The organism is Candidatus Peribacteria bacterium, assembly GCA_023038255.1.
Lineage (GTDB): Bacteria > Patescibacteriota > Gracilibacteria > Peribacterales > Peribacteraceae > CALREJ01.
Genome location: CP082927.1, coordinates 93,104 through 117,521 on the forward strand (window position 1 = coordinate 93,104; position 24,418 = coordinate 117,521).

At 52.0% G+C, this 24,418-nt stretch carries 26 protein-coding genes; 7 read left to right on the forward strand and 19 right to left on the reverse strand.

Features of this window, described 5'->3' with window-relative positions; genetic code table 11:
• Positions 1-16: 16 nt before the first annotated feature.
• From K8942_00445 to K8942_00470, 6 genes are read right to left on the reverse strand one after another with little or no spacing between them, the layout of a single operon-like run.
• Positions 17-400: a response regulator gene (locus tag K8942_00445; protein UPA22670.1), complete on the reverse strand. Its 384-nt coding sequence runs from the start codon at positions 398-400 to the stop codon at positions 17-19.
• Complete coding sequence (locus K8942_00450; protein ID UPA22671.1) at positions 393-797, reverse strand: hypothetical protein; 405 nt, start codon at positions 795-797, stop codon at positions 393-395. The genes K8942_00445 and K8942_00450 overlap by 8 nt, the downstream gene beginning before the upstream one ends.
• A gap of 54 nt (positions 798-851) precedes the next feature.
• Positions 852-1,148 carry a hypothetical protein gene (locus K8942_00455; GenBank protein UPA22672.1) on the reverse strand — a complete coding sequence of 99 codons (297 nt, stop codon included), beginning with the start codon at positions 1,146-1,148 and terminating at the stop codon, positions 852-854.
• Positions 1,149-1,179: 31 nt separating this feature from the next.
• Entirely contained in the window at positions 1,180-1,362 is a 183-nt protein-coding gene (locus tag K8942_00460) for a hypothetical protein (protein UPA22673.1), read from the reverse strand.
• A complete protein-coding gene (gene serS / locus K8942_00465) occupies positions 1,362-2,663 on the reverse strand; it encodes a serine--tRNA ligase (protein UPA22674.1) in 1,302 nt (433 codons plus the stop codon). The genes K8942_00460 and serS overlap by 1 nt, the downstream gene beginning before the upstream one ends.
• Before the next feature lie 13 nt (positions 2,664-2,676).
• Positions 2,677-3,465, reverse strand: a complete 789-nt coding sequence (locus K8942_00470; GenBank protein UPA22675.1) for a hypothetical protein — start codon at positions 3,463-3,465, stop codon at positions 2,677-2,679.
• A gap of 174 nt (positions 3,466-3,639) precedes the next feature.
• On the opposite strand from K8942_00470, the gene uvrB reads away from it, so the two are divergent.
• A complete protein-coding gene (gene uvrB / locus K8942_00475; protein ID UPA22676.1) occupies positions 3,640-5,619 on the forward strand; it encodes an excinuclease ABC subunit UvrB in 1,980 nt (659 codons plus the stop codon).
• Between the two features lie 62 nt (positions 5,620-5,681).
• Here the strand turns inward: uvrB and K8942_00480 are convergent, their stop codons facing one another.
• The gene (locus K8942_00480) at positions 5,682-6,695 is read right to left on the reverse strand and encodes a DUF475 domain-containing protein (GenBank protein ID UPA23134.1); all 1,014 of its coding nucleotides are present in this window, start codon (positions 6,693-6,695) and stop codon (positions 5,682-5,684) included.
• 423 nt (positions 6,696-7,118) lie between these two features.
• Entirely contained in the window at positions 7,119-7,946 is an 828-nt protein-coding gene (locus K8942_00485) for an NTP transferase domain-containing protein (protein ID UPA22677.1), read from the reverse strand.
• Between the two features lie 89 nt (positions 7,947-8,035).
• Between K8942_00485 and K8942_00490 the strand changes: the two genes are divergently transcribed.
• A complete protein-coding gene (locus K8942_00490) occupies positions 8,036-8,317 on the forward strand; it encodes a hypothetical protein (protein UPA22678.1) in 282 nt (93 codons plus the stop codon).
• A 138-nt stretch (positions 8,318-8,455) separates the two neighbouring features.
• Here K8942_00490 and K8942_00495 read toward each other — a convergent pair whose 3' ends face one another.
• From K8942_00495 to K8942_00505, 3 genes are all read right to left on the reverse strand, one after another.
• Positions 8,456-8,656 (reverse strand): hypothetical protein, encoded by a 201-nt coding sequence (locus K8942_00495; protein UPA22679.1) that lies wholly within the window; start codon positions 8,654-8,656, stop codon positions 8,456-8,458.
• A gap of 137 nt (positions 8,657-8,793) precedes the next feature.
• On the reverse strand, positions 8,794-9,561 hold the full coding sequence (locus K8942_00500; protein UPA22680.1) for a hypothetical protein: 768 nt from the start codon (positions 9,559-9,561) through the stop codon (positions 8,794-8,796).
• Positions 9,562-9,605: 44 nt separating this feature from the next.
• On the reverse strand, positions 9,606-10,073 hold the full coding sequence (locus tag K8942_00505; GenBank protein UPA22681.1) for an Hsp20/alpha crystallin family protein: 468 nt from the start codon (positions 10,071-10,073) through the stop codon (positions 9,606-9,608).
• A gap of 240 nt (positions 10,074-10,313) precedes the next feature.
• On the opposite strand from K8942_00505, the gene K8942_00510 reads away from it, so the two are divergent.
• Complete coding sequence (locus tag K8942_00510) at positions 10,314-10,538, forward strand: helix-turn-helix transcriptional regulator (protein UPA22682.1); 225 nt, start codon at positions 10,314-10,316, stop codon at positions 10,536-10,538.
• Between the two features lie 93 nt (positions 10,539-10,631).
• On the opposite strand, the gene K8942_00515 is transcribed toward K8942_00510, so the two are convergent.
• From K8942_00515 to K8942_00530, 4 genes are all read right to left on the reverse strand, one after another.
• Complete coding sequence (locus K8942_00515) at positions 10,632-11,156, reverse strand: hypothetical protein (protein ID UPA22683.1); 525 nt, start codon at positions 11,154-11,156, stop codon at positions 10,632-10,634.
• Positions 11,157-11,339: 183 nt separating this feature from the next.
• A complete protein-coding gene (locus K8942_00520; GenBank protein ID UPA22684.1) occupies positions 11,340-12,947 on the reverse strand; it encodes a DHH family phosphoesterase in 1,608 nt (535 codons plus the stop codon).
• A 103-nt stretch (positions 12,948-13,050) separates the two neighbouring features.
• Positions 13,051-13,572 (reverse strand): hypothetical protein, encoded by a 522-nt coding sequence (locus tag K8942_00525; GenBank protein ID UPA22685.1) that lies wholly within the window; start codon positions 13,570-13,572, stop codon positions 13,051-13,053.
• Between the two features lie 37 nt (positions 13,573-13,609).
• On the reverse strand, positions 13,610-14,608 hold the full coding sequence (locus K8942_00530; protein UPA22686.1) for a hypothetical protein: 999 nt from the start codon (positions 14,606-14,608) through the stop codon (positions 13,610-13,612).
• A gap of 125 nt (positions 14,609-14,733) precedes the next feature.
• On the opposite strand from K8942_00530, the gene dnaJ reads away from it, so the two are divergent.
• Both dnaJ and K8942_00540 read left to right on the forward strand, forming a co-directional pair.
• Complete coding sequence (dnaJ, locus tag K8942_00535) at positions 14,734-15,825, forward strand: molecular chaperone DnaJ (GenBank protein ID UPA22687.1); 1,092 nt, start codon at positions 14,734-14,736, stop codon at positions 15,823-15,825.
• Between the two features lie 181 nt (positions 15,826-16,006).
• Positions 16,007-16,387 (forward strand): hypothetical protein, encoded by a 381-nt coding sequence (locus tag K8942_00540; GenBank protein UPA22688.1) that lies wholly within the window; start codon positions 16,007-16,009, stop codon positions 16,385-16,387.
• Between the two features lie 78 nt (positions 16,388-16,465).
• Here K8942_00540 and K8942_00545 read toward each other — a convergent pair whose 3' ends face one another.
• Together K8942_00545 and K8942_00550 are read right to left on the reverse strand one after the other, a co-directional pair.
• Positions 16,466-17,017, reverse strand: coding sequence for a hypothetical protein (locus tag K8942_00545; protein UPA22689.1), 552 nt, complete (start codon positions 17,015-17,017; stop codon positions 16,466-16,468).
• Between the two features lie 125 nt (positions 17,018-17,142).
• Positions 17,143-17,418: an HU family DNA-binding protein gene (locus K8942_00550; protein ID UPA22690.1), complete on the reverse strand. Its 276-nt coding sequence runs from the start codon at positions 17,416-17,418 to the stop codon at positions 17,143-17,145.
• A 549-nt stretch (positions 17,419-17,967) separates the two neighbouring features.
• Between K8942_00550 and topA the strand changes: the two genes are divergently transcribed.
• The gene (topA, locus tag K8942_00555) at positions 17,968-20,328 is read left to right on the forward strand and encodes a type I DNA topoisomerase (GenBank protein UPA22691.1); all 2,361 of its coding nucleotides are present in this window, start codon (positions 17,968-17,970) and stop codon (positions 20,326-20,328) included.
• A gap of 75 nt (positions 20,329-20,403) precedes the next feature.
• Here topA and K8942_00560 read toward each other — a convergent pair whose 3' ends face one another.
• Together K8942_00560 and K8942_00565 are read right to left on the reverse strand one after the other, a co-directional pair.
• Positions 20,404-20,667, reverse strand: a complete 264-nt coding sequence (locus tag K8942_00560) for a hypothetical protein (GenBank protein ID UPA22692.1) — start codon at positions 20,665-20,667, stop codon at positions 20,404-20,406.
• 182 nt (positions 20,668-20,849) lie between these two features.
• Positions 20,850-21,863, reverse strand: a complete 1,014-nt coding sequence (locus K8942_00565; GenBank protein ID UPA22693.1) for an S-layer homology domain-containing protein — start codon at positions 21,861-21,863, stop codon at positions 20,850-20,852.
• A 148-nt stretch (positions 21,864-22,011) separates the two neighbouring features.
• Between K8942_00565 and K8942_00570 the strand changes: the two genes are divergently transcribed.
• Positions 22,012-24,333 carry a hypothetical protein gene (locus tag K8942_00570; protein UPA22694.1) on the forward strand — a complete coding sequence of 774 codons (2,322 nt, stop codon included), beginning with the start codon at positions 22,012-22,014 and terminating at the stop codon, positions 24,331-24,333.
• Positions 24,334-24,418 lie beyond the last annotated feature (85 nt).

The following is a 24,418-nucleotide window of genomic DNA, read 5'->3' on the forward strand; positions in this document are numbered from 1 at the left end:
CATTTTTAAAGACATTTTAGTACAGCTGCCATTCCTCCAGTAATTCCAGAATCGTTTTCTCCACAGTGTCCGATGCATAGGTGGTGCAGATGCACGTGTCCGCGCCCGCGGCGATGGCTTCATCAAAGTTTTTCTTCGCATCACTCGAACTCACCAGTGCAATGCGCGCCGCCGGATTCATTTCTTTCAGACGATGAATAATAGCCGGGCCGTTTTTGCTTGGAATGTAGTAGTCAATCAGTCCGAATCCAATGTCCGGATGTTCGTCCATCAGTTCCATCGCCTCTTCGCCTGTCTCTGCAACAAGAAGCGGCCCGTTCCAGTGCACCTTGTTCAAAAGATGCTGCAGCAGGACAATCTTTCCCGGACTGTCGTCGGCAATGAGAAGCGGTTTAGTCATTGCTTTCTGCGGCAAGGCGATCGATCAGCTTTTCTAAAAACGTCACAATGTCTTTGACCGAACTGACGGAGGAATCGAATGTGAAGTCGTAGCCTTCTTCGTCGCCTTCTCCAATATGAATGGCAATGCAGCTGCGGCCGAGGCTCTCGCGCAGAAGAGCAAAATGTTCCGGCGATTCGGGCATGGATAAAATAAGATGCATGCCGTCCTTCTCCAGTTCTTCCGCACACCGATGCACGATTTCCGCGTGCTGCGCATGATAGTCCGGGCTGTCGCCGGGCGAACCGCTCTGAATGACTTCCAGGGACAGATGTTTCCACGCCGGCATCATGTCCGTAATCTGTTCTGCAATAGTCGTCCGTCCCATCGCCGATGTTCCGTCCAGCAAAATAACCATTAAGGGTTACTCTACTCTATTGGACGGCCGGCACAAAGAGGTTCTGATATCCGATCAATCCGCATCGGCCGCAACATCGTCATCTTCCCCCACAAATGTCTGCATGCTGATCTGTCCGGTTTCATGATCAATCGTCACGCCTTCAATTGTTTTTGGTTTCAACACATTCTGCAGCTCGACACGAACAACCTCTTCGTTCAATTGAACAGTCTTTTCTGCAGCAGCCTGTAAGACACCGCCTTCCTGTGGTACAGGATTCTGCCGATGCCAGTCGGGGCTGAATGTGTCTTCCCCCGGGCCATATTGGCTATTGAATTCCCAAACCTTTCGTATGGAACTGCGACTGAGCATAGTGCTGGGGGAAAGAGATAGAGATGACTATTTAAAACTCCCGCCGATCACTGCATCCACCCCGTGTATCGTGGCGAGGAGCAAAAATATCAATGCCAAAAAGATTCATCATAGCAACCTGTGAATTGATCATCCTCGATACTTCTGACTGAGGCTTGGGCGCAACAGGAATAACATCTTCTGCCGGCTGATCTTCAGGAGTGTCTGGCAACATTATTGCGGCTTGGAAATGACCTCTTTTCCACCCATATACGGTCGCAGCACTTCCGGAATCGTCACGCTTCCATCTGCATTCTGATACATCTCGAGAATCGGGATGAGAATACGGGGCGAAGCAATGCAGGTGTTATTCAGCGTGTGCACAAATTTCTTCGTGCCGTCGCTGTCTTCGTATTTGATATTCAGTCTGCGGGACTGGAATTCGTGGAAGGTGGAACAGCTGTGTGTTTCGCCGTAGCTGTTGCGGCTTGGCATCCAGGTTTCAATATCGTTTTTGTAGATCTGTCCGCGGCCCATGTCGCCTGTACACACGTCGACGACTCTGTACGGCAACTTCAGAGCCTGCAGAATGTCTTCTGCGTTCTGCAGAATTTCTTTGTGCATCTTCTCGCTTTCTGCGGGATCATTCTTACACAGAATCACCTGCTCGACTTTCTGGAACTGGTGGATGCGGTACAGACCGTGCGTGTCTTTGCCGTAGGTTCCTGCCTCGCGACGGAAGCAGTTACTGATACCGCAGTAGCGCTTCGGCAGATCTGTCTCTTTGAGCGTCTCGCCGCTGTGGTAGCTGGTCACAGCCACTTCCGATGTTCCAATCAGCCACACATCATCACTTTCAATGGCAGCATCCGGTGTCTTCACGCCGATGGCATACGCCTGTTCTTCGCCACCCGGGAAATAGCTGGTTCCCATCATCGCTTCATAGTTCACCATCAAGGGCGGGAGGAATGCGGTGTAGCCTTTCTTGGCAAGGCTATCGAGCGTGAACATCAGGATTGCGAGTTCGAGACGTGCACCGTCCCCTTTCAAAAAGTAGCTGCGGCTGCCGGCCATTTTCACGGCGCGGGGAATATCGAGGATATCCAGGTCTGTCGCGAGCGTGACGTGGTCCTTCATCGGGAAATCAAACGTCGGGATGGTTCCGTGCGTGCGGACTTCCACGTTCTCCGTGTCATCTTTTCCGACCGGTACCTGCGGCAATGGAATGCCCGGCATCAGGAGCAGAGTGTGATTCCATTCTTTTTCGATCACCGCCAGTTTTTCTTCAGCAGTTTTGAGCTTCTCACCTACCTCTTTCATGTCGGCGATCGCCTTTGCCTTCTCGTCGCCCTGCATCTGCGGAATATCCTTGCTGACGGCGTTTTTGTTCGCGCGCATTTCATCGGCGTGCTGGATGAGCGTGCGGCGTTCCTCGTCGAGTTTCAGGAATGCGAGCACATCAACTTTGATGCGCTTTTTGGTGGCAGCATCCTGGTAGAGTTCGGGGTTATCCCGGAGGTGCTGGAGGTCGATCATAGGAAGGAGGGAATCAGCTGTTTTTGAGCTTCTCGTAGAGAGAGGATAGCAGGGAACGGAATCGTTTGTTGAGCAAGTGGAGAGAGGATATCAGACTTTCGTTCCAGCTTCTATCCAGCTGATCTGTTTCATAGAAAAGATCAATGTCCGGAATATGCCCAAATGATCCATTGGTCACAGCTTTGCGCAGATCCATCAGTGCGCGCACTTCTGCTATCGTTTTCTGCGCGTCTTTCTCCTCTTCCTCATCATCTGCGTAGGCAATATCGCCGTCTTCTGTTTCACAATCATCGTCATCCATGTCCTCCAGAAACTCATCGAGCCCGCAATCTTCCGCATATGTTGCCACTAAAAAATCAACGAGCGTCTGTCGCATTTCCTGTTGCATGGATGCAATGACCTCGCCGATAAGATCCAGCCCCATAAAGATATTATTGGTTAGTCTCCACTGATCGGTTTGTACATTCATGTTTGGATTTTTATACCATGCATCCACGCCGAACACCGGTGCGTCCGGATGATTGTCCGGTTTGTATGTTCCGGTGCTCTGTCGAGAGGCTAGCGTAGAGGGGAGATCATCCTCATCGCTGCTTTTGAGTTGTAACCGCAGATCCTTCGCACTCAGTGATTCGAGGATGGCTTTTTGCTCAGGCTTACTGGCACTCTCACTCATCCGTCTGATAAACAATTCATGCAGAGTAAGCATCATTGATTCAATTGCATCGTCATCAGGAAAAGGCGGAAGAAACAGTGTGTCCTCCGGAAGATTCTCGTCGTCAGGCAAATCGCGTACGTCCGACATAGCGCACGCATTTTCCTCGTTTTTGTAATAGTATCAAGACAGAATCCGTGAAATAGAGCAAATTCAAACAATTTCCTTATAAAAACGGTCAAATAATTACCTATTTTGGCTGCCTCCCATTGGATCAGGCCTCTTTTTCCTGTACGCTGTTCCGACAATCTTTTCTCCTGTTACATGTCCAAAAACAAGCCTTTCAGACTCGTATCCTCCTTTGAGCCCAAGGGTGACCAGCCGGCAGCTATTGAGAAACTGCTCAAGGGTCTTGAGAAAGGTGAGAAACACCAGACGCTTCTCGGGGCAACGGGCACAGGAAAGACTTTTACTATGGCGAATATTGTGCAGGCAACGCAGCGTCCGACGCTCGTGCTCGCACATAACAAAACCCTTGCGGCGCAGCTGTGTTCGGAGTTCCAGATGTTCTTTCCGGACAACGCGGTGTCGTATTTCGTCTCCTACTACGACTACTACCAGCCCGAAGCGTACGTGCCGCACACGGATACGTATATTGAGAAAGATGCGTCCATCAACGAAGAAATCGACAAGTACCGTCATGCTGCAACGTACAATCTTCTCACGCGTCGCGACGTGCTGATTGTTGCATCTGTTTCCTGTATCTACGGTCTTGGAAACGTGACTGACTACGAAGCACTCGCCATCAAACTCGAACGCGGACAGACCATCCAGCGTGACAAACTCCTCCGCAAGCTGACAGACATTCAGTATCGCCGTTCGAACATGGAGTTCAAGCAGCGGATGTTCCATGCAATGGGAGACACGGTCGAAATTTTCCCGCCGAATGCAGACACGGTCATCCGCATCGAAATGCCGTTTGATGAAATTGATGTCATTCAGGAGGTGGATAGCTTTACCGGAGAAGTCATTCAGGAACTGCAGGATGTGACCATTTTCCCGGCAGCACACAACGTGACCTCGAAAGAAAAAATTGATCGTGCGATTGAAGGAATCCTCGCGGAGATGAAAGAGCAGGAAGCGTATTTCCTGAAGCGCGGCGAACTCGTAAAAGCAGAACGCATCCGCATGCGCACGGAGTACGACGTCGAAATGCTGCGTGAAACCGGCTACTGCACAGGTATTGAAAACTATGTGCGCTACCTGGAAGGAACACCGCCCGGCGTTCCGCCGTCCACTCTCCTCGACTACTTCCCGGATGATTACCTCGTGATTGCCGATGAGTCGCACATCACCATCCCGCAGATCGGCGGTATGTACGAAGGAAACAACTCCCGCAAATCCACGCTCGTCGAATACGGCTTCCGCCTGCCATCCAGCCACGACAACCGCCCGCTCAAAATGAATGAATGGGAAGAGCGCGTGCATCAGCGTATTTATGTGTCTGCAACGCCGAGCAAATATGAATTTGCAAACACGCCGAAAGATAATTTCGCGGAGCAGATTATCCGCCCGACAGGACTCATCGATCCGGTGGTGACTGTAAAGCCCACAAAGAACCAGATCGACGACATCACCAGAGAGGTGCAGGAAACTCTCAAGCGGAACGAGCGCGTGCTTATTACAACGCTCACCAAGCGCAGCGCTGAAGACCTCACCAAGTACCTGAAAGACGGTGGCTACAACGTGCAGTACATCCACTCAGACGTGGAGACGCTCGACCGTATCGAAATCCTCCGCCAGCTGCGTACCGGTGACATCGACATCCTCGTCGGTATCAACCTGCTGCGCGAAGGACTCGACCTTCCGGAAGTGAGCTTCATTGCAATTCTCGATGCCGACAAGCAGGGCTTCCTCCGTTCCCGCGACGCTCTCATTCAGACCATCGGCCGTGCTGCCCGTAACGTCAACGGACACGTAACGCTCTACGCCGACAAAGAGACCGATGCCATGCGCGGAGCCATGGGCGAAACCACCCGCCGCCGCGCGATCCAGCAGGCCTACAACGAGAAGCACGGCATCACGCCGCAGACCATCATCAAAGCCATCCACGACATTGCGGAAGAAGGCAAAAAGCTGGAACTCCGTCGTCCGAAGCATGATCATCAGAAGATTCCGAAGGACGAACGCAACCGCCTGATTGAAGAGCTCGAAGCGCAGATGGAACTCGCGTCCCAGAATCTGCAGTTTGAGCAGGCTGCGGATCTGCGTGATGAGATTGAGTTATTGCGGCGGCAGAAATGAGCATAGAAAAATGAGCTTCAGGAAGACCTGAAGCTCGGGGTTTGTGATACCTCACATGCAGATTAGACGTTTAAACATTCTTCAGCTGGCTCGTTTGCCTTCACTTCTTTCGTCTCTGAGACAACCGGTCGCCAGAAACACATCCCCAGGAAAAACCCGATGATGCTGATCGTTGCTACTGGTGTGAACCAGATAGGAACGTGAATGTGGAAGCTGTCCAGAATCATGACGGCTGCCAGTGTGCCGATTGCATACATAGCCCCGTTTTTCAAATAGGGCAGATTCTGAAAAGCTTTATCGGACGCCCCATTCTGTTTCTGCTTCTCCAGTTGCCGTTTGACGAGTGCAACGGTGACCTGGCGCACAACAACTGCACCGATCCCGTTTCCAACCAGGATGAGGGGAACGCTCATGGTAAATGCGAATGCACCCACGACGCCATCGATCGAGAAGCATAAGTCGATAATTTCCAGATAGAGAATTTTGGAGAGATCCGATCGGTTGCTCTTGCTTGTCCTCAGCTCCTCCTCCACCTTTTCTGCGTGCTCTTTGAAACCGTGAGACAGGAAGAACGCAGTCGACCCCACCATTGCGCTGAACGCCAGCATAGGATTGTGGTGCACTGCGTGCCACGTGATAACCGTCAGTGCGACTGATGCAATGAGGTAAAACCATGTTGCTTGCCGGAGCAGGAATGCCTCACCCCACACGCCATAGGCCTTTTCTTCACGGAACAGCCAATCCAGGAACAGGAGGAGAAGAAATACACCCCCGCCACAGAGGAGAAGTGGAGCCGCTTCTTTCACTGCATGAGCTGCGGCAGCATCCCCCTGAAATGTTGCCTTGATCGCTTCCACTGGGCCAAGTCCGGGCGTTGCCATCCACACAATGACTGTCGGCAACAGGCCCCGGACAACGAAGACCGCGAAAATGATTCCCCAAAATAAGAACCACTTGCGCCCCTTGTCACTCATTGTTACCAGGATGTCGGCATTCACTACTGCATTGTCCAAGCTTGAGACAATCTCAAACAGACAAAGTCCCACAACAATCAGAGCCATCATTTCCCAACCCATCATCGCATTTCTCCCTTCAGTATCTGGTATGAAACCGCCACCATGGCGGTTTTTCTGCATGTGATGTCAAAGATCACACGTCTCTCCACCAAGGAAAGACGGGCATCAAATAGAATATTTTAAGAAAAATGTCAATGGTCTAAGAGGCAGTTTTTAAAATCACAAACAACACTAAAATGCAGCCTCCAGTGGAGTATGGAAGCTGCGGTGTCTCATCGACGGATTGCCACGTGGCACACTCTGCCGATTGTGAAGATCCGGACGCCTGCCGCTTTTTCCAGTGCACGTTTTTCGCGGGCGGTGAGCGTCGGACCCAGACGTTTCGATCGTCCCATGTGAATCTCCTGAATGAAGGCTGATCGATGACGCAACGATGTGCTGCGTCAAAAGAGAGTAGCGCATATTTGTGTGATGGCTACTGCATTAATTCCCTCCCAAAAGCATCACGGCCTCCCTATACCCCTCCGGCGTCCCCGTATCAATCCGCTTCCCTTCCACTTCATAGCCGTACACATCCATCTCCGTGAGCTTTGCGATCAGTGCATCAATCAGTCTGATTTCTCCTCCGTGCGATGCGCCGACGGTGGGCAGTACATCGAAAATCGAACGCGGGATCAGATACTTTCCGACAATACCGAGTGTGGATGGTGCATCATCCGGTTGTGGCTTTTCGACAAGAGCCCTCACTTTATTCAGTCGCCCCTCTGACTGGGACATATCGACATCCACAATGCCGTACTTGCTCACGCGTTCGCGCGCGACATTCTCCAGACACAGCATCGCCACCTCGCGCGTATGAGGAGCGGCATCGAATGCCTTCGTCAGTTGCTGCAGTCCGTTCTCTGTGCCGGCAATCAGATCATCGCCAAACAGAATTGCGACCGTGTCGCTCTTTACCCAATCTGCAGCCTGCAAAATCGCGTGGCCGTCGCCGAGCTGCTGTTCCTGGTAGACCACATGAAAATTCACCTCGTCGTATTTCTGGAGTTCTGTGAGGGCATCCAGCTTGCCCCGTGCTTTCAGTTCCGCTTCGAGGGACGGGTTTGAGTAAAAATACTGCGGAATCTGCTCTTTTCCGTGACTGATGATAAAGCAGATATCGCGGATACCCACACTCAGACATTCGTCCACAAGCAGCGCAATCACGGGCTGATTGCCGATTGGGAGGAGTTCTTTGGGGACGACTTTTGTCCAGGGCAGGAAACGCGTTCCAAGGCCCGCAACCGGTAGAATGGCTTGAGAAATCTGCATCTGCCATAGAGTACCCTAAACAGGTCTGTTTTGACAAAATATTCGATTTCCCCTACAATGGGGTACGAACACACATTCCCACCCTCATTATGAGATCAGCTGTTACGGACGACGTCGCTATTAAAATGACGGCCAAAGATTGGAAGACACTTGAAGAAGTGTTGAAGCTCGAACAGGCTCTGCTCAAAATGCGCGGACAGAAATTGGAAAAAGAACAGAAGCGTAAAGCGAAGGAAGACGCGACGCTTTTCAAGCGCCTCCTCAACGATCCGAAAGCTGCCAAAACAATCGAACACTGTTTCGGTGATGCAGCGGTGTTGAAGAGCATGCGCGCATTCCATGCTGAGGTGATGAAGAAGCTGGTTGCGTGATGGGTTATTGGGGTATTGGTAATTGGTTATTGGGACGATTGTTTTGTGTGTGATTTGTCGGGTGTTTTTGCATATCAAAAAAATGCCTACCCTTATTCAGGATAGGCGGACACGTTATGCAACTGCACAACAGGTGTGTTACGTGCCGGCATTTTTGCCGGCCTCGAACATACTGACAAACAGCTCACCGATCTCATCCTCAGGCATGCAGCCATTCAGATGGGCCAGCCCTGTCAGCATTTGTGACAGTACGCCATCGAGCTCGAGAGGGACGACCTGCACAGGCGTGCCGCGCTTATCCTCTTTATCCAGATCCGGATAGAAGTAGGTTAATCGCATGGAGTGCGGGTCGTCTGGTACTGTCAGAAAAACTTTAAATCCGGGCTTCATGAAAGGGTCCTTCAAAGAACGGGTGACGGATACGTAACACGGTTACGATAACACGATATTGCAAAATGTAAAGTAAACACAACGCTTTAGCGACTTGTCACCTGCGGGAACAAAATCGCCTCACCGTTTGTGATGGTGACGGTTTCCAGTGCTGCCTGCAATTCTGTTTGCAGAGCCGCGGCGTCAGACGCTGTGAATTCTTCAATCGATCCTTCCGGATAATTTGAGAACTGTGACTGCCCGATGCGTGTGCGGAATTCGTAGCATGCATTGCTGAGTGCAAGGCGGTAGACGCGGTCCTGTGCCACGTGACCCATCGCAGCATCGCCAAGTGAGGCAAAGACGCTGGTGGTGTATCCCTCGCTGTCACGCACCACAGGCGTGAGATTGCTGTAGCCGCTCGGCTGTGTGTTCAGACAGGCGGTACCGGTTGTCAGGTCAGTCCGTTTTACAATCCCGATACCCGCACTTGCAAAATTGGTGCCTGCATAGTCAGCAGCGTTGTAGTACAGACAGTAGTCGTATCCTTCCTCGCACGGTGGAATATAGGACGTGATAACCAGTTGTTCGGGCTTCACCGCAATACCGAACTCAGACGGGACAGAGAATGTAATGGTGCCGTCAGATACAGTCTGGATGAGTGTGGAGCCGGATAAAGATGTCTGACCCGGGCACGGGGCGAATTCACAACGAGGACCTTGTCTGCCGACGTACGATCCGTCCGGACAGAGTTTCGCTTCCATTGCGCAGGCAATGTCATCACCGGAACCTGTGTCATTGTTTGCAGGCGGCATGGCTGTACAGCCGGCAAGGAAAACAGCGCCAAGCAAAAGAGGGAGTCGGAGGGTGTGCATACACATAAGACTACCGATGGGGTGTTGCTCTTACAAAGAAATGGTCAGACCTCATTGATTCTCACAATCTTTACACGCTCCTCTTTCGGAATGAGAATCTTCAGAATGCATTCTTTGTTGAAGGTCGCTTTTATTTTCTTCGGATCAATCGTAAACGGCAGCGTGACGCTGCGGCTGAATTCGCCCCAGAAACATTCCTGCAGGTAATACTGATCCGTCGGAATGCTGTCCCCCTGCTGGCGGTTGCCACGGATGGTGATAACGTTATCCGTCACTTCAATATCAATGTCTGAGAGCTTTACACCGGCAATCGGTGCCTTGATGATGTAGTAGTTATCAAACTCGTAAATATCGACCGCCACATGCCCCGCTGAGCGACCTGTCGGCTTTGTCTGGCCAAAAGCAGGAAGAGGTGCCGGCGTCTCTGCAAAAATATTTTCCTCCGGGGTCGGCGTCTCCTGCTCCTGTCCGAGCGATGAAAAGATGCCGTGAAATGGGAACTGAGAAGACATTATTCACCCTATTCTATCGCGGACTTCATTCAAACGGCAAAAAGCTGATGTGGCGAACATGGAAAACTGTGAGCTGATGCATTCGCGAACACATTTTTTGTTTCATCGTACGGGCATACATGAAGAACGTATTGTGCCTCTGCAAAAATCGCGGGAAATAGTCTTGCACCGCTCACGATGGTCAGTAGAATTGCGCTCTCAATTTGCTAAGTGTACTATTCATCGCTCCCCCAACCTTCCATGTCTACTGTCCAACTCCTCAACTACATCCGGAAGCTCCGCTTCGAACACGGTATGACGCAGGAAGAGCTGGCACTCCGCACCGGAGTCAGCCGTCAGACCATCATGTCCATCGAGCGCGGACAGACAAATCCGTCCGTTCTCCTTGCGTACAAAATCGCCGCAGCATTCAGTGTGCCCATCACGAGCGTGTTTGATATGGAGGGACGCCTGGCACCGGTATAAATCACTGCCTCATCGCGAATAACAAAAGAACGATAACCGCAGGGTCATCGTTCTTTTTTTGCCGTGGACTGGAAGAGGGTCAGTGCGAGTATGTTACTTCTCGTACTTGATCCAGAGATTGCCAGACTTGCTTTCCTGCCACAGCAGGATCAGTCCGCCGCTATTCCACACAAACCCGTTTTCCATATCGCCTTCATGCAATCCTTTGGGCAAAAGCAAACAGAGATGTGCGCTGGTCAGCGGGAGCCAGCGGTAGTCCCGGAAAGCGGGAATGCAATCGTAGCCCTGGGGCTCGCTGCGGGTTTTCCAATTGTGGCCGGTTTGCACGATGACGTCTGGTGCGAGGTTGAATGTGATCTTATCCATGCCATCGGTCAGCAGGTCATCGACGGAGGTCACTTCAAAAGGGTGTCTGCCTTTCTGTACCTCGAAGAAAAATGTCTTCGTGAATGCGATATCTGCAATGCGGATACCGTGGCCAGGTGGGGGGTTCCTGTAGAAACTCTTCTTCGGTGACCTGAGTTCGTGCTTGAGAGTAATGGTTTGCAAGAGTGCGGGTGCAGCAGTTTGGGTCATGATAATAGTCCTCCACGGCATGCACGCTTTCCCCTGAGACATGGTGTCCAGAGTATGAAAAAGCGCGCGTGGATGGAGGAATGGGTGATGTAAAGGGGCGGTGGCGGATTATAGGATATTTTCCTGTGATGTATAGATGGGAGGTTGCCGAGGTGTCCGACGTGGGAAAAGGGACCGATGTAGGCTAAATAACCTCGGTCCCTTCGGTCCCTTTTGTCACCTTGGCTACCTTATCCTCGCGTCAACCAAAAACAGCTGCGGGGTCATTTTGCCATTCCACGTATCCATCCCGATACGACAGACAATATCGAGGGGCTGGAACACGTCTCCAATCAGATCCCCCATTCCAAAGCCGATCAGTTTACAGTGCCCGACTGTGGCGGAGAGATGTTTGCCGTCGCTTCCGACACGTCGTGCATTCTGGAGCTGGACTGCGGGGAGCAGGAAGAGCGGCTCCTGATTGCCCTGACCGTACGGTTCGAGTTGCTGGAGTGAAAGGACGAGGCGCGTGTTGATGGACATCACATCAATCACGGCATCGATGTGCAGACCCGGGAGTAAATCATCCGGATTGGTGTGCGCACGGACATCTGCATTCAATGCTGCTGCAATCGCATCGAAATTCCTGAGGGCAAACGAACAACCCGCCGCCTGTGCGTGTCCGCCGAAATCCATCAGGAGATGGGCAATGCGTTCCAGTCCTTCGACAATGTTATACGACGGACAACTGCGCAGACTTGCGACGCATGTATCTCCTGTCACTGCCGCCGCCATCGATGGTCTTCCAAAACGCTCAGACAGTTTTCCGGAAATCAGTCCGACAATACCCGGCGTGTACGACGCATCGGCGACAGCCAAAAACGCGGGCGTGTTTTCATCTAACGTCTCCCCGATAGTGTGCAGTGCATGCTCAATACAGCGCGCAGTTTCATCCTGTCGATTGCTGTTGAGTGTTTCCAGATGCGACAGTGCATTGCCACCATCCAAGAGTGCCGTGAGTGCGAGCGTCGGATCATCCATGCGACCGGCGGCATTGATGCGTGGCGCAATGCGGAATGCAATGTCAGTGGAGGCAAGCGGCTTTCCGTTCCCGATGGTATTGACCAGATGCTTGAGCGGCCCTTCCGGCAGACGCTGCAGTGCGCGCAGTCCTTCCTGCACCAGCTTCCGGTTTTTTCCGCCGAGCGGCACAAGATCCGCAACGGTACCGAAAAGCGCCAGGCTCAGATCGATATCCCGCTCCACCCACGGTGCTCCTTCATATGCAGAGATGAAGAGAAAAACAACGCCGGCTGCAGACGGGTGCGGTGCGGGGAAATTCGTTGCAAGATCCGGATGCAGCACCGCGTACGCATCGGGGGGTTGCTGCATGTGATGGTGATCCAGAATGATTACATCGATATTTTTTTCTGTCGCATTCTTCAGTGCATCGTGTGCGGTGACACCTGTGTCCACTGTCAGAATGAGTGACACTTTCTGCTCGGCAAATTCTGCAATATGTTTCTCGCGCATGCCGTATCCGTCGTGCACGCGGTGCGGCAGACGCACAATCGGCTCTATTCCATGTCGCCGGAAAAAACGTACCATCTGCGCTGTGGCTGTCACGCCGTCACAATCATAATCTCCGAAAATTGCCACGGTTTCCCGTGCATCAATCGCTGCGTGCACGCGGGCAATTGCTTTCGCTGTATCCGGAAAGACACCGGCATCGTCCCAGTGCAGTGTCTCCACATCATTGAGTGCTGTGAGACGTTCGAGAATGAACGTCTCTATGTCACGCTTTGAGTCTGTAACGTGCCATTGTTTTCCCTGCAAAGAAACCTCAGTCTGCATGGAGCCACGCTACCAGAAGACGCGGCAGCATGCGAAAAAAAGCGCACGGTCATACACCCTGACGGGAAATTCGAAATCCGAAACTCGCAATCCGGTTTCGGGCTTACTGTTTGGCTTCCAGTCGTTTAGCCTTCCAGACGGTCCAGAGTCCGGCTCCTGCAAGCACAAAGCCGGCAAGGATGGTTCCAGGACCTGTATCGCTGAGAGGAGCACCGCTGTGCAGTCCCTGCTGGGAAATGAGCACGCGGACGCGCTCTTCAATGTCTGCATCCATCTGCTGGCCACGGACACGTTCCAGAATGCGCTGCTCTTCAAGTGTGAGAGAGGATTCCGGTTCGGTCGTTGTGCCTGCAGGAGCAGAGCTCAAAGCTGCCGCAATACTTGCTGCAGAGGAAGACGATGACTTTCCAAAGAGAGCTTCCTGTTCACGCTGACGGCGTGCGGCTGCGCTTGCCTGCTGTGCTTCCTGAATCGCCTCGGTATCGCGTGAGCGTGGGGGCGGCGTGAAGTACTGCAGATTGTCCTCGTTGCTCAGGGCTTCCTCCGGCGTTGTATAGGCGATTGCCATGGACGGCACCAGGAGTGTCGTGAGAAGGAGGCTGCGGAGGATGTGTGTGGAAGTCATCATAGTATTATACATTAAAGAGACAAATTGAGCAATATCAGCACTCGGATTTTCCGTCAAAGATACACTTGAGGAAACGCTGATAGTCGCCGTATCCGTCGTTTTTGGAATCGACTTTCAGCGGATCGGTTTCGTCACTATCAACTTCTCCGTCCAGGTTTTTGTCTTCTCCCGCGTAGAGCTGCTGGCCGTTGCTCAGACGTATGCGGCACATTCCGTCACAGAGTCCGTCGCGGTCTGTGTCTTTTATACGCGGATCGGTTTCATCCATTTCCGGGCGTCCATTCCAGTTTGTGTCCTCAATACCGTCAATAATACCGTCGCCATCCGTATCGCGGAGCGTCGGGCTGGTGGCACTGGTGAACTCGGTTCCATCGACCACACCGTCTCCGTCTGAATCAGGATTATTTTTATCGGTGCCGATCTCGATTTCAATTTTGTCATTCACGCCATCCTGGTCCGGATCAAGGCCAATGGCCATAGGCGTATCAGCCATGATGTAGCACATGGTACCCGGCTGGAATGTTTCAATCTGGTGCCGGATACTCCCGACTACGCGATCGTTCATTGTCTCTGCCTCTGTCTTTGTCGGCAGATTCTGCAGGGAGTATTGTGGCTTATTTCTGGCTTCCGTCTCACGGCGGACCGCGCGTTCTTTTTCAGATAAAAACATCAGTCCCGGGAAACCGACACGCTTGCTGGTAATAGTCGGATCATAGTTCTGCGGGAAGCAGTAGCCCCAGTAGCGTGCGGTTGTCCCCTTCAGACCAAGAAGAACCTGGCGATTGATGGATGTGAAATCAAAGGGAAGATGAAACACAACATTGGTGTCCGGCGGGATCGTGGCGCCCAAAAGAATGTCGTCTTCTTCCAGCACTAACCAGGCTGGTGCTACAGGCTTGCGGATAATGCGGGCGAGGATTTCATCGTTCTGAACGAGAATGTTCAATGTGACGAGCCCAGAAAGCACCACGCACAACCCAATGACCCTGTGCAGGAAGCGGAATCGCTTGGTGGTGGACTGTATGTCAGACATCAAAATAGTATAGCAGAAATGAGGCGAAATGGCCAGAGGATGCCTAAGGCAAACAGGATGGTTTTCCGCCGAAAATTGCCAATTCTCTCTAGCGACGCCCCTGCCCCAAGCCCTATACTTTCCCCATGGCCAAAGATCTCTATGGCATTTTGGGTGTTTCGAAGGGCGCAAGTCCGGACGAGATTAAGGCTGCGTACAGAAAAATGAGCAAAGAATGGCATCCCGACAAGCATAAAGGGGACAAAGGCGCTGAGGATAAATTTAAGGAAATCAACGAAGCATACGAAGTGCTCGGCGATGCAGATAAGAAGCAGCGCTACGACCAATTCGGCACAACGGGTAACGGACCCGGGGGTGGAGGGGCGGGATTTGGTGGTTTCGATTTTTCCGGATTCGGAAACGGCGGAGCCCAGAACGTCGACTTCGGTGATCTTTTCGGCAGTTTTTTCGGAGGAGGCGGAGGACAGCGCCGCGCGGCAGATATGAACCAGGGAGAGAACCGGGAGATCGAATTAACTATCACACTGAAAGATGTGGTGACCGGCGTGCAGCACCCGGTAGAAATCCGCAGGCTTACTGTGTGTGATGTCTGCAAAGGTGATGGTGCTGAACCCGGTGCAAAAATTACAAAGTGTGAGACATGTGGCGGAACGGGAGAAGTGGTGCGGACCGCACAGTCATTTTTTGGCCAGATACAGCAGCGCGCTGTCTGTTCAACTTGTAGCGGATCCGGGTCTGTTCCTGAGAAAAAATGTCACCACTGTCATGGCGAAGGACGTTTGCCGGATAAAGTGAATGTCGTCATCGACGTTCCTGCCGGTATTGATAATGGTCAAACACTGCGCATTCGTAATCAGGGTGACAGCGGGCGCAGAGGTGCTGCCAGTGGCGATCTTTTCGTGCACATTCGCGTCCGGAGTGATGCGCGTTTTACGCGAGAAGGAACAGACATCCGTTCTGAAGTAGCTATTCCCGTTATCGATGCCATCCTTGGTGGCACTGTGGAAGTGGATACCGTGCACGGCGTCTCAACGCTCACTATTCCCGACGGCACACAGCCCGGACAGATTTTCCGCATGAAAGGAAAAGGTCTCCCTGAACTCGGACGCACGGCGCATGTGGGGGATCATTATGTGATTGTGAATGTGGAGGTGCCGAAAAAACTGAATAAAGCGGAGAAGAAGATTTTGGAGGAGTGGAGGGAGGCAAAGAAGTAAGAAGCAATTTGAGAATATCGGGTTTAGCGGTATTCTTTCACCTTTGCTCTTTGTACAGCATCCCGCGCAGCGAGTGATCTGATTCTTCAAAATATGCAGAGCGGAATCAGTTTTCCTCTTGGTGCATGTTTTCTCATTCAAAAGGTGGTGCTTTATGGAGACCGAAATACATTTGTGGGAGATGATTCGCAGCCCGGAACAGTGGAACAGACTGGTGATTGTCGACGCAGACGCTGAGTCGGTCACTGTAGAGTTACGGATACAAAAACCGAATACTGCTCTCTGGGCGAAACAAGCGAGTGTCCCTGCAACAATTGAAATCCTGCAACAGGCATTCGAACATGTGGGACATACGTGGTCACAGATCTTCAAAGAGGAAGCCGGGCCTGTCTTCGATGCGACAAGAGTGGTCACAGTGTTGACCCCCGAGAAGGTGATAATTCTGCGCTGGGATGTTCATCATATCCAGGGGGTCCCCTATCAGATTAATGACGATCTTGAAGTGTGCTGCATCGCCTTTGTCAGGTTCGATGCGCAGCTGATTATCGAGCATCCCTATTAATCACAATGAGGAGGCATGTCGAAAGGAACGGGTGACGTAGCAATACGCCGCCCATTTCAAAATCCCTAAAAACTAGAATCAAATATCCAGATTCTCCAGTCCATCATCCGCAGCAATCACCGGAGACAGTTCTTCTCCACCCTGCACCTGTGAGGTGTTCTTTTTCTCTTCTTTGAGCCGTAAAACAATCTGGCGGTAGTCTCCTTCTCCGACGCTTTCTGTTGTGAGATCTGAGAGACTCGGCGTGTTTGCAATGTGGAGGTGCACGATGCGACGGAAGTACGGGGACATCGGGCTGAGTGCAATGCGGCTTCCGGTGCGGCGGACGAAGTCTGCTTTCTGCTCTGCAATTTTGATGACTTTCTCTTCCTGCATTTTGCGATACCCATCCACATCCACAATCACGAGCGGGGTGCGCTCGAGTTTTTCTTCGGTGCGGATCATCGATTTCAAAACGTGCTGCACCGAGTTCAGTGTCTCGCCGTGCCAGCCGATGATTCTGCTCGCTTCGGTGGAGTCGATATCGACGCGTGTCATGTCGCCGTCCTGTGTCACACGGATATCGCCGTGCTGAAGATTGAGCAGGTCGAGGAGCTGTGCGAGGGCCGACTGGATGTAGGTAGCATTCATGGGTGGACCGCACTATAGCACGAAGAATTCGCAATAGGCCAGATATCTGTTTCGAAAGAAGCTCCAGCCAAAATGTAAAGAAAAAGCCCCCTTACGGAGGCTCTTTCTCGTTTCTAAAACGACGTTTAGCGGACAGCGTCCTTGAGCGTCTTTCCTGCCTTGAAGGACGGAACCTTCATAGCCGGGATAGAAATTTTCTGTGCCGGGTTGCGCGGGTTGACGCCCGTGCGAGCTGCACGCTTGGACACACGGAATGTGCCGAAGCCCGTGATGGTCACGGAGTTGCCCTTCTTCAATTCTTTCGTGATCATGGTCGTGATTGCCTCGAGGGCGCTACCTGCAGCACGCTTTGTGATGCCAGCTGCGTTGGCAATGTTGGTGATGAGGTCCTGCTTGGACATAGGAGTGTGGAGAAGAAGATAAGAAGGTGAATAGCTGTCATTCTAGGACCTCTATGGGGCAAAGCAAGAATCTTAGAGTCCATAAATGGCTTCTCTAAGCCAAAAATAATTTACAATGGCTTATATAAGCCAAAAAATCTGAATACAAACGATGATCAGAAAATGGGAATTTTGCAATAAAAAGAGGGGTTTGATGGAGTGTATGTGCCCCTCCGCTGGCCGCTGCCGCGGGGGCATTCTTTTTGCCCGTGCAGCAAAAAGAATCAAAAAGTGCGGTCCGGCCAGAGCCACTGACCGCTGACCCCCCCCCGTGGCCGGACACCTCGCAACGAGACTTCATTTTCACTTCGTGAAAATGTTTCTGGTGGAACTCTTTGTTTTATTGGAACCAAGAAAACTCCCTCTCCCGGAACGGGAGAGGGGCGGGGAGAGGGCTCAATCTCCTTTCTTCATTCGCTCTCATAAACCGCATAAACTCCCGACCTGTTTGACAACCTCCCTCCTGTCTCCGTAGTCTCCACCAACAATACATCTTCCTCTATTAAAGCCGTGCCGACACATTTAGTTATAGTAGAGTCACCCGCTAAAGCCAAAACCATCAAGCGTTTTTTGGGGAAGGATTACATCGTGGAAGCGAGTATGGGTCATGTGCGTGATCTGCCGAAGAGCGGACTGGGAATTGACGTGGAGAAGAATTTTGAACCGACGTACGAAATTTCTGATGGTAAAGAAACCGTCATCAAAAAACTGCGCGCAGCCATGAAAGAAGCGGATGATGTATGGATCGCGACTGATGAAGACCGCGAAGGAGAGGCAATCGGCTGGCACCTGACGCAAGCGCTCAAAGTGAAAGATGCGGAGAATGTGAAGCGTATTGTGTTTCATGAAATTACGGAAAGCGCCATCAAGGCTGCTATCGCGAACCCGCGCACGCTCGATATGCGTCTGGTTGATTCGCAGGCTGCGCGCCGCATTCTCGATCGCCTGGTTGGATACACGCTCTCCCCGTTCCTCTGGAAAAAAGTGTACTCGGGACTGTCCGCAGGACGTGTGCAGTCTGTTGCTGTGCGCATTATTGTCGACCGCGAGCGGCTCATTCAGAAATTTATCGCCGAAGAATATTGGTCTGTAGAGGCACAGCTTGAGAACGGAAAGAAGCAGACATTCTCTGCATTCCTCGACAAGAAAAACGGCGAGAAGATCGCACTTGGAAATAAAGAGCAGACGGACGCCGTGCTCAGCGATATTAAAGACAAGCCGTTTACTGTGACCAACGTCGAAGAGAAAGAAGTATCCCGCAATCCCGCTCCTCCATTCACGACATCCACGCTGCAGCAGGAAGCGGCACGCAAGCTCGGTTTTTCTGTGAAGCAGACAATGGTCGTGGCGCAGCAGCTCTACGAAGGTGTGAGTCTTGGAAAAGGCGAAGGATCTGTCGGTCTTATTACCTACATGCGTACCGACTCCGTGAACCTCAGCCAGAAAGCATTGGACGATGCAAAAATGACGATCGAACATCAGTTCGGACGTGAGTATGTGCTCGCGTCTCCGCGCTTGTTTAAGACAAAAGCGAAGGGTGCACAGGAAGCACACGAAGCCATCCGCCCGACGGAAATGGAGCGCACACCTGCTTCACTTGCATCGGTCCTCGATCATCAGCAGCTCAAGCTCTACACGCTCATCTGGAACCGCACGATGGCGACACAGATGCCGCCCGCAGAATTCAAGCGCATTGCCGCAGACATCAAGGTCGATGCCTACAGTTTCCGTGCGACCGGACAGAGTGTGATTTTCGATGGATTCTTGCGCGCGTACTCCGCCGGAAAAGATGATGAACCGGATGAGGATAAAAAAGAGGATGGTGAGGAGGAAGGAGAAAAATTCCTGCCACCATTGAGCGTCGGTGAATCCCTCGATTGTCATGACATCAAGCCCGAACAGCACTTCACGAAACCGCCTGCACGCTACACGGAAGCGAGTCTTGTGAAGAAACTCGAAGAGGAAGGCATCGGTCGTCCGTCCACGTATGCACCGACTATCTCGACCATCCAGCAGCGCGGGTACATCCGCAAAGAAGGCCGCAATCTGCTGCCGGAAGATATCGCTTTTACCGTCACGGATCTCCTGTCCGAGCACTTCCCCGACATCGTCGATCTCAAATTCACTGCCGGCATGGAGCAGTCATTGGATGATATTGCGGAAGGCGCAAACGAGAGCACGAAGTTCCTGAAAAATTTCTACAATCCGTTTAAGGCACTTGTCGACAGCAAGACGAAGGAGATCAAAAAAGAGGATGTGCTCAAGGAACGCATTCTCGGCATCGATCCGGAAACCAAGCTCGAAGTGATTGTCCGCACCGGACGCTTCGGTGCCTACGTGCAGCTTGGACGGTTGGATCCGCCGGAGAAAGGAAAGAAGAAAGTGAAGGGTGAAGGTCCCAAAACTGCATCGCTTCCAAAGCACATCAGCATCGATGCCGCGACCATGGAACAGGCCATGAGCCTGCTCGCATTCCCACGAAATCTTGGAAAGCATGACGGCAACGATATGTTCGTGGTGCTCGGGCGCTTTGGTCCCTACATGAAGTGCGGTGACGTCACCTCTGCATTGCCCTCCGATGTCGATCCAGGGCTCGTACAACTGAAAGAGGCGGTGGAACTCCTTACGAGTGCTGCAGAGCGAAAGAAGAAGGCTGCAGAGCCACTCAAAACATTGGGTGCCGATCCGGAAACAGGTGCCACCATTCATGTGAAAGACGGCCGCTTCGGTCCATACGTGACAGACGGAAAAACGAACGCGTCCCTCACGAAAAAATTCACTGTCGAAACCATTACACTTGCGGATGCTGCAGAACTTCTCGTGAAGAAGCGCAGTGCGCCGAAGAAAGTGTGGAGGGGAAAGAAAAAATAAAACACGAAAAAGCCGGCCTTCCTCTGAAATCAGAGAAGGCCGGGTGACACTAACTGTGGAGAATCGAAATCGGCTTTATGTGATAGTCATCTTGCCGATTGTGGTACCGGATGCGAGATCGAAGTAGATGGCCTCCAATCCGCGCTCAAAGGTCAGACGCACATCAGTGCCGCCTTTGCTTTGATGCACAATGCTCAGATTGCCATCTTTGTCAGTGATGATCTGTATGCTGGGCGGGAAGGTCGTACCCAGGCAGTGCGCCTTTGCGCACTGCAGCTTTGTGAACTGTATCGTTCCCTTTTCTCCGAGGTTAATGGTGAGGTTAAAGTCGCGTCTCATGCTTTGACTGTCGAGCATGAGGTTACCCTCGGCATCAACCACGATTTGTAGTACGTCCACGTTATTATTCTCCACTAGTGATGTAAGCTTCCAGTCACCCGAATAGTGACATTATATATTATAAAACAATATGTAAAATTAGCAAGTATTTACACTGCACTCATTGATTCAAATAAGCGCTTTTACTGCAAATTCTTACGTGCCTCATCCGCCATGCTCTTGGCAATCACCTGCATCTGGGAGGCGAGAGAATCGAGGTTCGGACTGAATTCACGGGCTTTGTTTGCAAGGTTCCATGCGGCTCCGGCAAGGTCAACTGCTTGCTGGTACTGGTTGGTTGAACCGGCAATGAATGCACTCACGAGGGAACGGAATCCTTCTGCGGTTTTCATGGCGCCCTTCACAATCGGTTCATCGGGGCGGCTGGCTAGTGCACCACGTGCAGCGAGGAGTGCGCGGGTGGAGGCGAGATCGGCCTGCAGAATATCTTTGGTTTCCAGTAGCTGGAGCACATTCACAATCTCCCCTTCTACTTCGGACAAAAGAGCCTGCGTGCGGCGGCCTTCTTTGTACATCATGTAGCGGTACATCAGTGTCGCGACATCGCCGCGGTTGAGTGTCTTTCCGGGAAGCAGCGTGCCATCCGCATTCACAATCACCATAGAAGATGTGATCGCGTAGCGCATGGGAGCGTAGTACCAGTCAGAGCTATTTGCGACATCCACAGAGAGAGGCGAGGTGATTTCGCTGTAGGCGGTTGCAGGATTGATGCCGTTTGCCGTTTCCATAATTTTCAGGAATTCGGCGAGCGTCACATTGTTTGCACCCTTGAAGCCGGGCTTTGCGGGCGGTCCATCAATAGCTTTCAGCTTGAGTGCAGCCTGCGTGAAGGGCAGATACCAGGTGCCAGCGGGAATGTCGTTGAACGGAGTGGTGGTATAACCTGCAAGTTCGACAGCAGAGACAAGTGGAGCCACAATAATTTTTACTGCTTCCGCACGGGTGACCGCCTGGTTCGGACGGAATGTGCCATCGCTGTACCCAGAGAGAATTCCCTGTGCCTTCAGATATTCCACTGCAGCGAATGCAGGATGATCTGTTTTGAGATCCGTAAAAGAAGGGGTGCTCTGCGCAAAGAGCGATGTCGGAATCAGAAGCGAAGCGAGAAGGAGACCGGAGCGAAGAGAAGGCATCATGGAAAAAGCAGGGAAACATCGAGATTCTAACAGTGGTATGAGAAAAGCCAACTGGCCCTTTTGACAAAACGGCGTGTTGTAGTGCATCAGATGGACTATAGACTTATACTAATAAAAATGTTATAATGGTATGAAAATCAAATAAAAAATGAATACGTCAAAAAACACTACCGGCATGATCCTTGCGGCATTCCTCGCCGTTCTTGGTTGTGCCTTCAGTAGCGGTTCAGCCTTTGCAGCGGAGAGCGCGTCTTACAACATCGACGCAGACGCACCCACATACGACGAACATGCTGCAGGAACATCGCCGAGTTTTCAGATGACGGGTGGTATGACATGGCGCCAGACTGCACCGCTCGCGAGTAACAGTTTCCAGATTGTGCAAAATCCGCAGGCACAGACATCATCTGCTGCACAGGCATCAACAGCCACGTCCACTACACCCTCTCCATCCGCACCGATTGGTGGCCATCGCGGCAGCAACAGCTCTGTAGGTGTAGTCTCATCGCTCCATCCTGCAGCATCATCCGTACGTTCAGTCCCCCGTTCCCGTGCATCGGTTCCGGTAACAACATCGCGTTCATCCTCAGCATCGTCCATTGGTACATCTCTGGATGCATCATCTGTGTCATCAGCGGCTGGAGTTGTGATAGTCGATACGCTCCACCCTGCCGCAGAATGTCCTGTAACGCATACCTCTGCTGAGCAGCTTTGCCGCATCCTGCTGACGAATGTCATCGGTGGAACCGCGCTTGGATTCTTTGATCTCTGGACGCTCTTCATTCTTGGTTTCTTGCTCGGACTTCTGACCGGCATTCTTGGCTACCGTCTGCTGCTTGCAAAAAAGAAGGCAGCGCCTGCACGGAAAAAGATCCTCACTGCACTGCAGAAGAAAAAGAAAAGCAGACTGACTGCACATGTCATCATGCTGCTTGCACTTGCGTCTATGTCTGGCGGCATTGCGGTCACGTACGGTGTGAATGCTGAAACGACTGTTCCCCAGCGCTACGTCTATAACGGTCACCTGTTGAACAGCAGCGGTCAGGCCATCACCAGCGCGCACAGCATCCGCTTCAGCTTCTGGAAGAGTGCGGATCTCGATGGATCGGACATCAGTGCCGGATCACTTAATACAGGTGCAGCGACTTATGCAGGCTGGCAGGAAGTCGCCACCGTGACGCCTGACAGTAACGGATACTTCTCCGTGCAACTCGGTGCCATCAATGCGCTTCCTGACCTGACCGGTTACTCTCATGCAGATCTGCAGAGCTTGTTCCTGCAGGTGGAAGTGAAGGCGCAGGCAGCGCCGGATACATCGTATGAAGTGCTCGATGTGGATGCTGCCAATACTGCAGTCGACCGCTCGCCTATCCTGTCTGTGCCGTTTGCACAGAACGCAGACAAAATCGACCAGCGTGAAATCGGCACAGGAAGCGGATCTATTCCTCTTCTTGGCCCGGGTGGCAAATTGCCGTCTGCCGCTATTCCGTCGTCGCTGGAAGGCGTCAGTCTGATTCTCGATGGTACGAACAGCGCCACAGGATCGATTGTGCTCCAGTTCGGACAGGCACTCGCAAAGACGCTCAGCTACGACACTATCAATAACCGTTTCAACTTCAATGACTCTGTGCGCATTCAGGGAAACCTGACGGTGCTTGGTCTTATTAACGGTGTGGATATCACAGCTCTTGCCGGTGGCACGGCTGATGCACTCAAGGTCTCATCGGGCGCAGGCCTGAACATCACTGTGACCGGCGGTAACTACCGCCTGGCTGGTTCAACAGTGAATTTCGCAGGGGCAACCTCAGCAGTTGCGGCGAATGCAACGAACTATGTGTTCTTCGGTTCCGGCGGCCTCACGATCCGCACCATGACCTTCCCGACCGACGAAAGTTACATTCCGCTTGCCGAAGTCGTCACAAATGCCGGCGCTGTCGACTATATTGTTGACCGCCGCACCCCGCTTACGGACGACCGTGAGGAGCTGGTGGAAAAGACACTGCATCCGGAATATCCGGATTCATCCTATACTGCAGATGGAACAGACAACGTCGGACAGCTCTCTGTCATCAACGATGCTGTGACGCTCAAAAACGCATACATGTGGACATCCACCCGTTCTACATTGCAGGATTATGACATTGTATTGCCCATCACTCTGCCGTCACAGTTTGTCGGCTGGAAGACATCGCCACTGACCTTCACCTACAAGTCGAGCTCCGCAGATGCGTCCGTCAGCAAAATGGATGTGCAGGTCTTCGACACAGCTGGAAATGCAGTGACTCTCAGCGGTACATCGACAAATCTTGCAAATACGTCGTGGACATCGCAGGTACTCGACTTCACCGGCGCTCCGACCTGGACACCTGGAGGGACTGCCGTTGTGCGTTTCCGTGTTTCGACAAAGGATAATGCCCAGATGATGCTTGGGGACCTGGGAATCGCGTACAAGAAACTCACCGGCAACTAATCGGAGCAAATTATTATTGCATCCTAATTATAGAAAGAGTCAATAAGACATATGAGCATAAAAATGGTTTTTGTGTTATAGTATC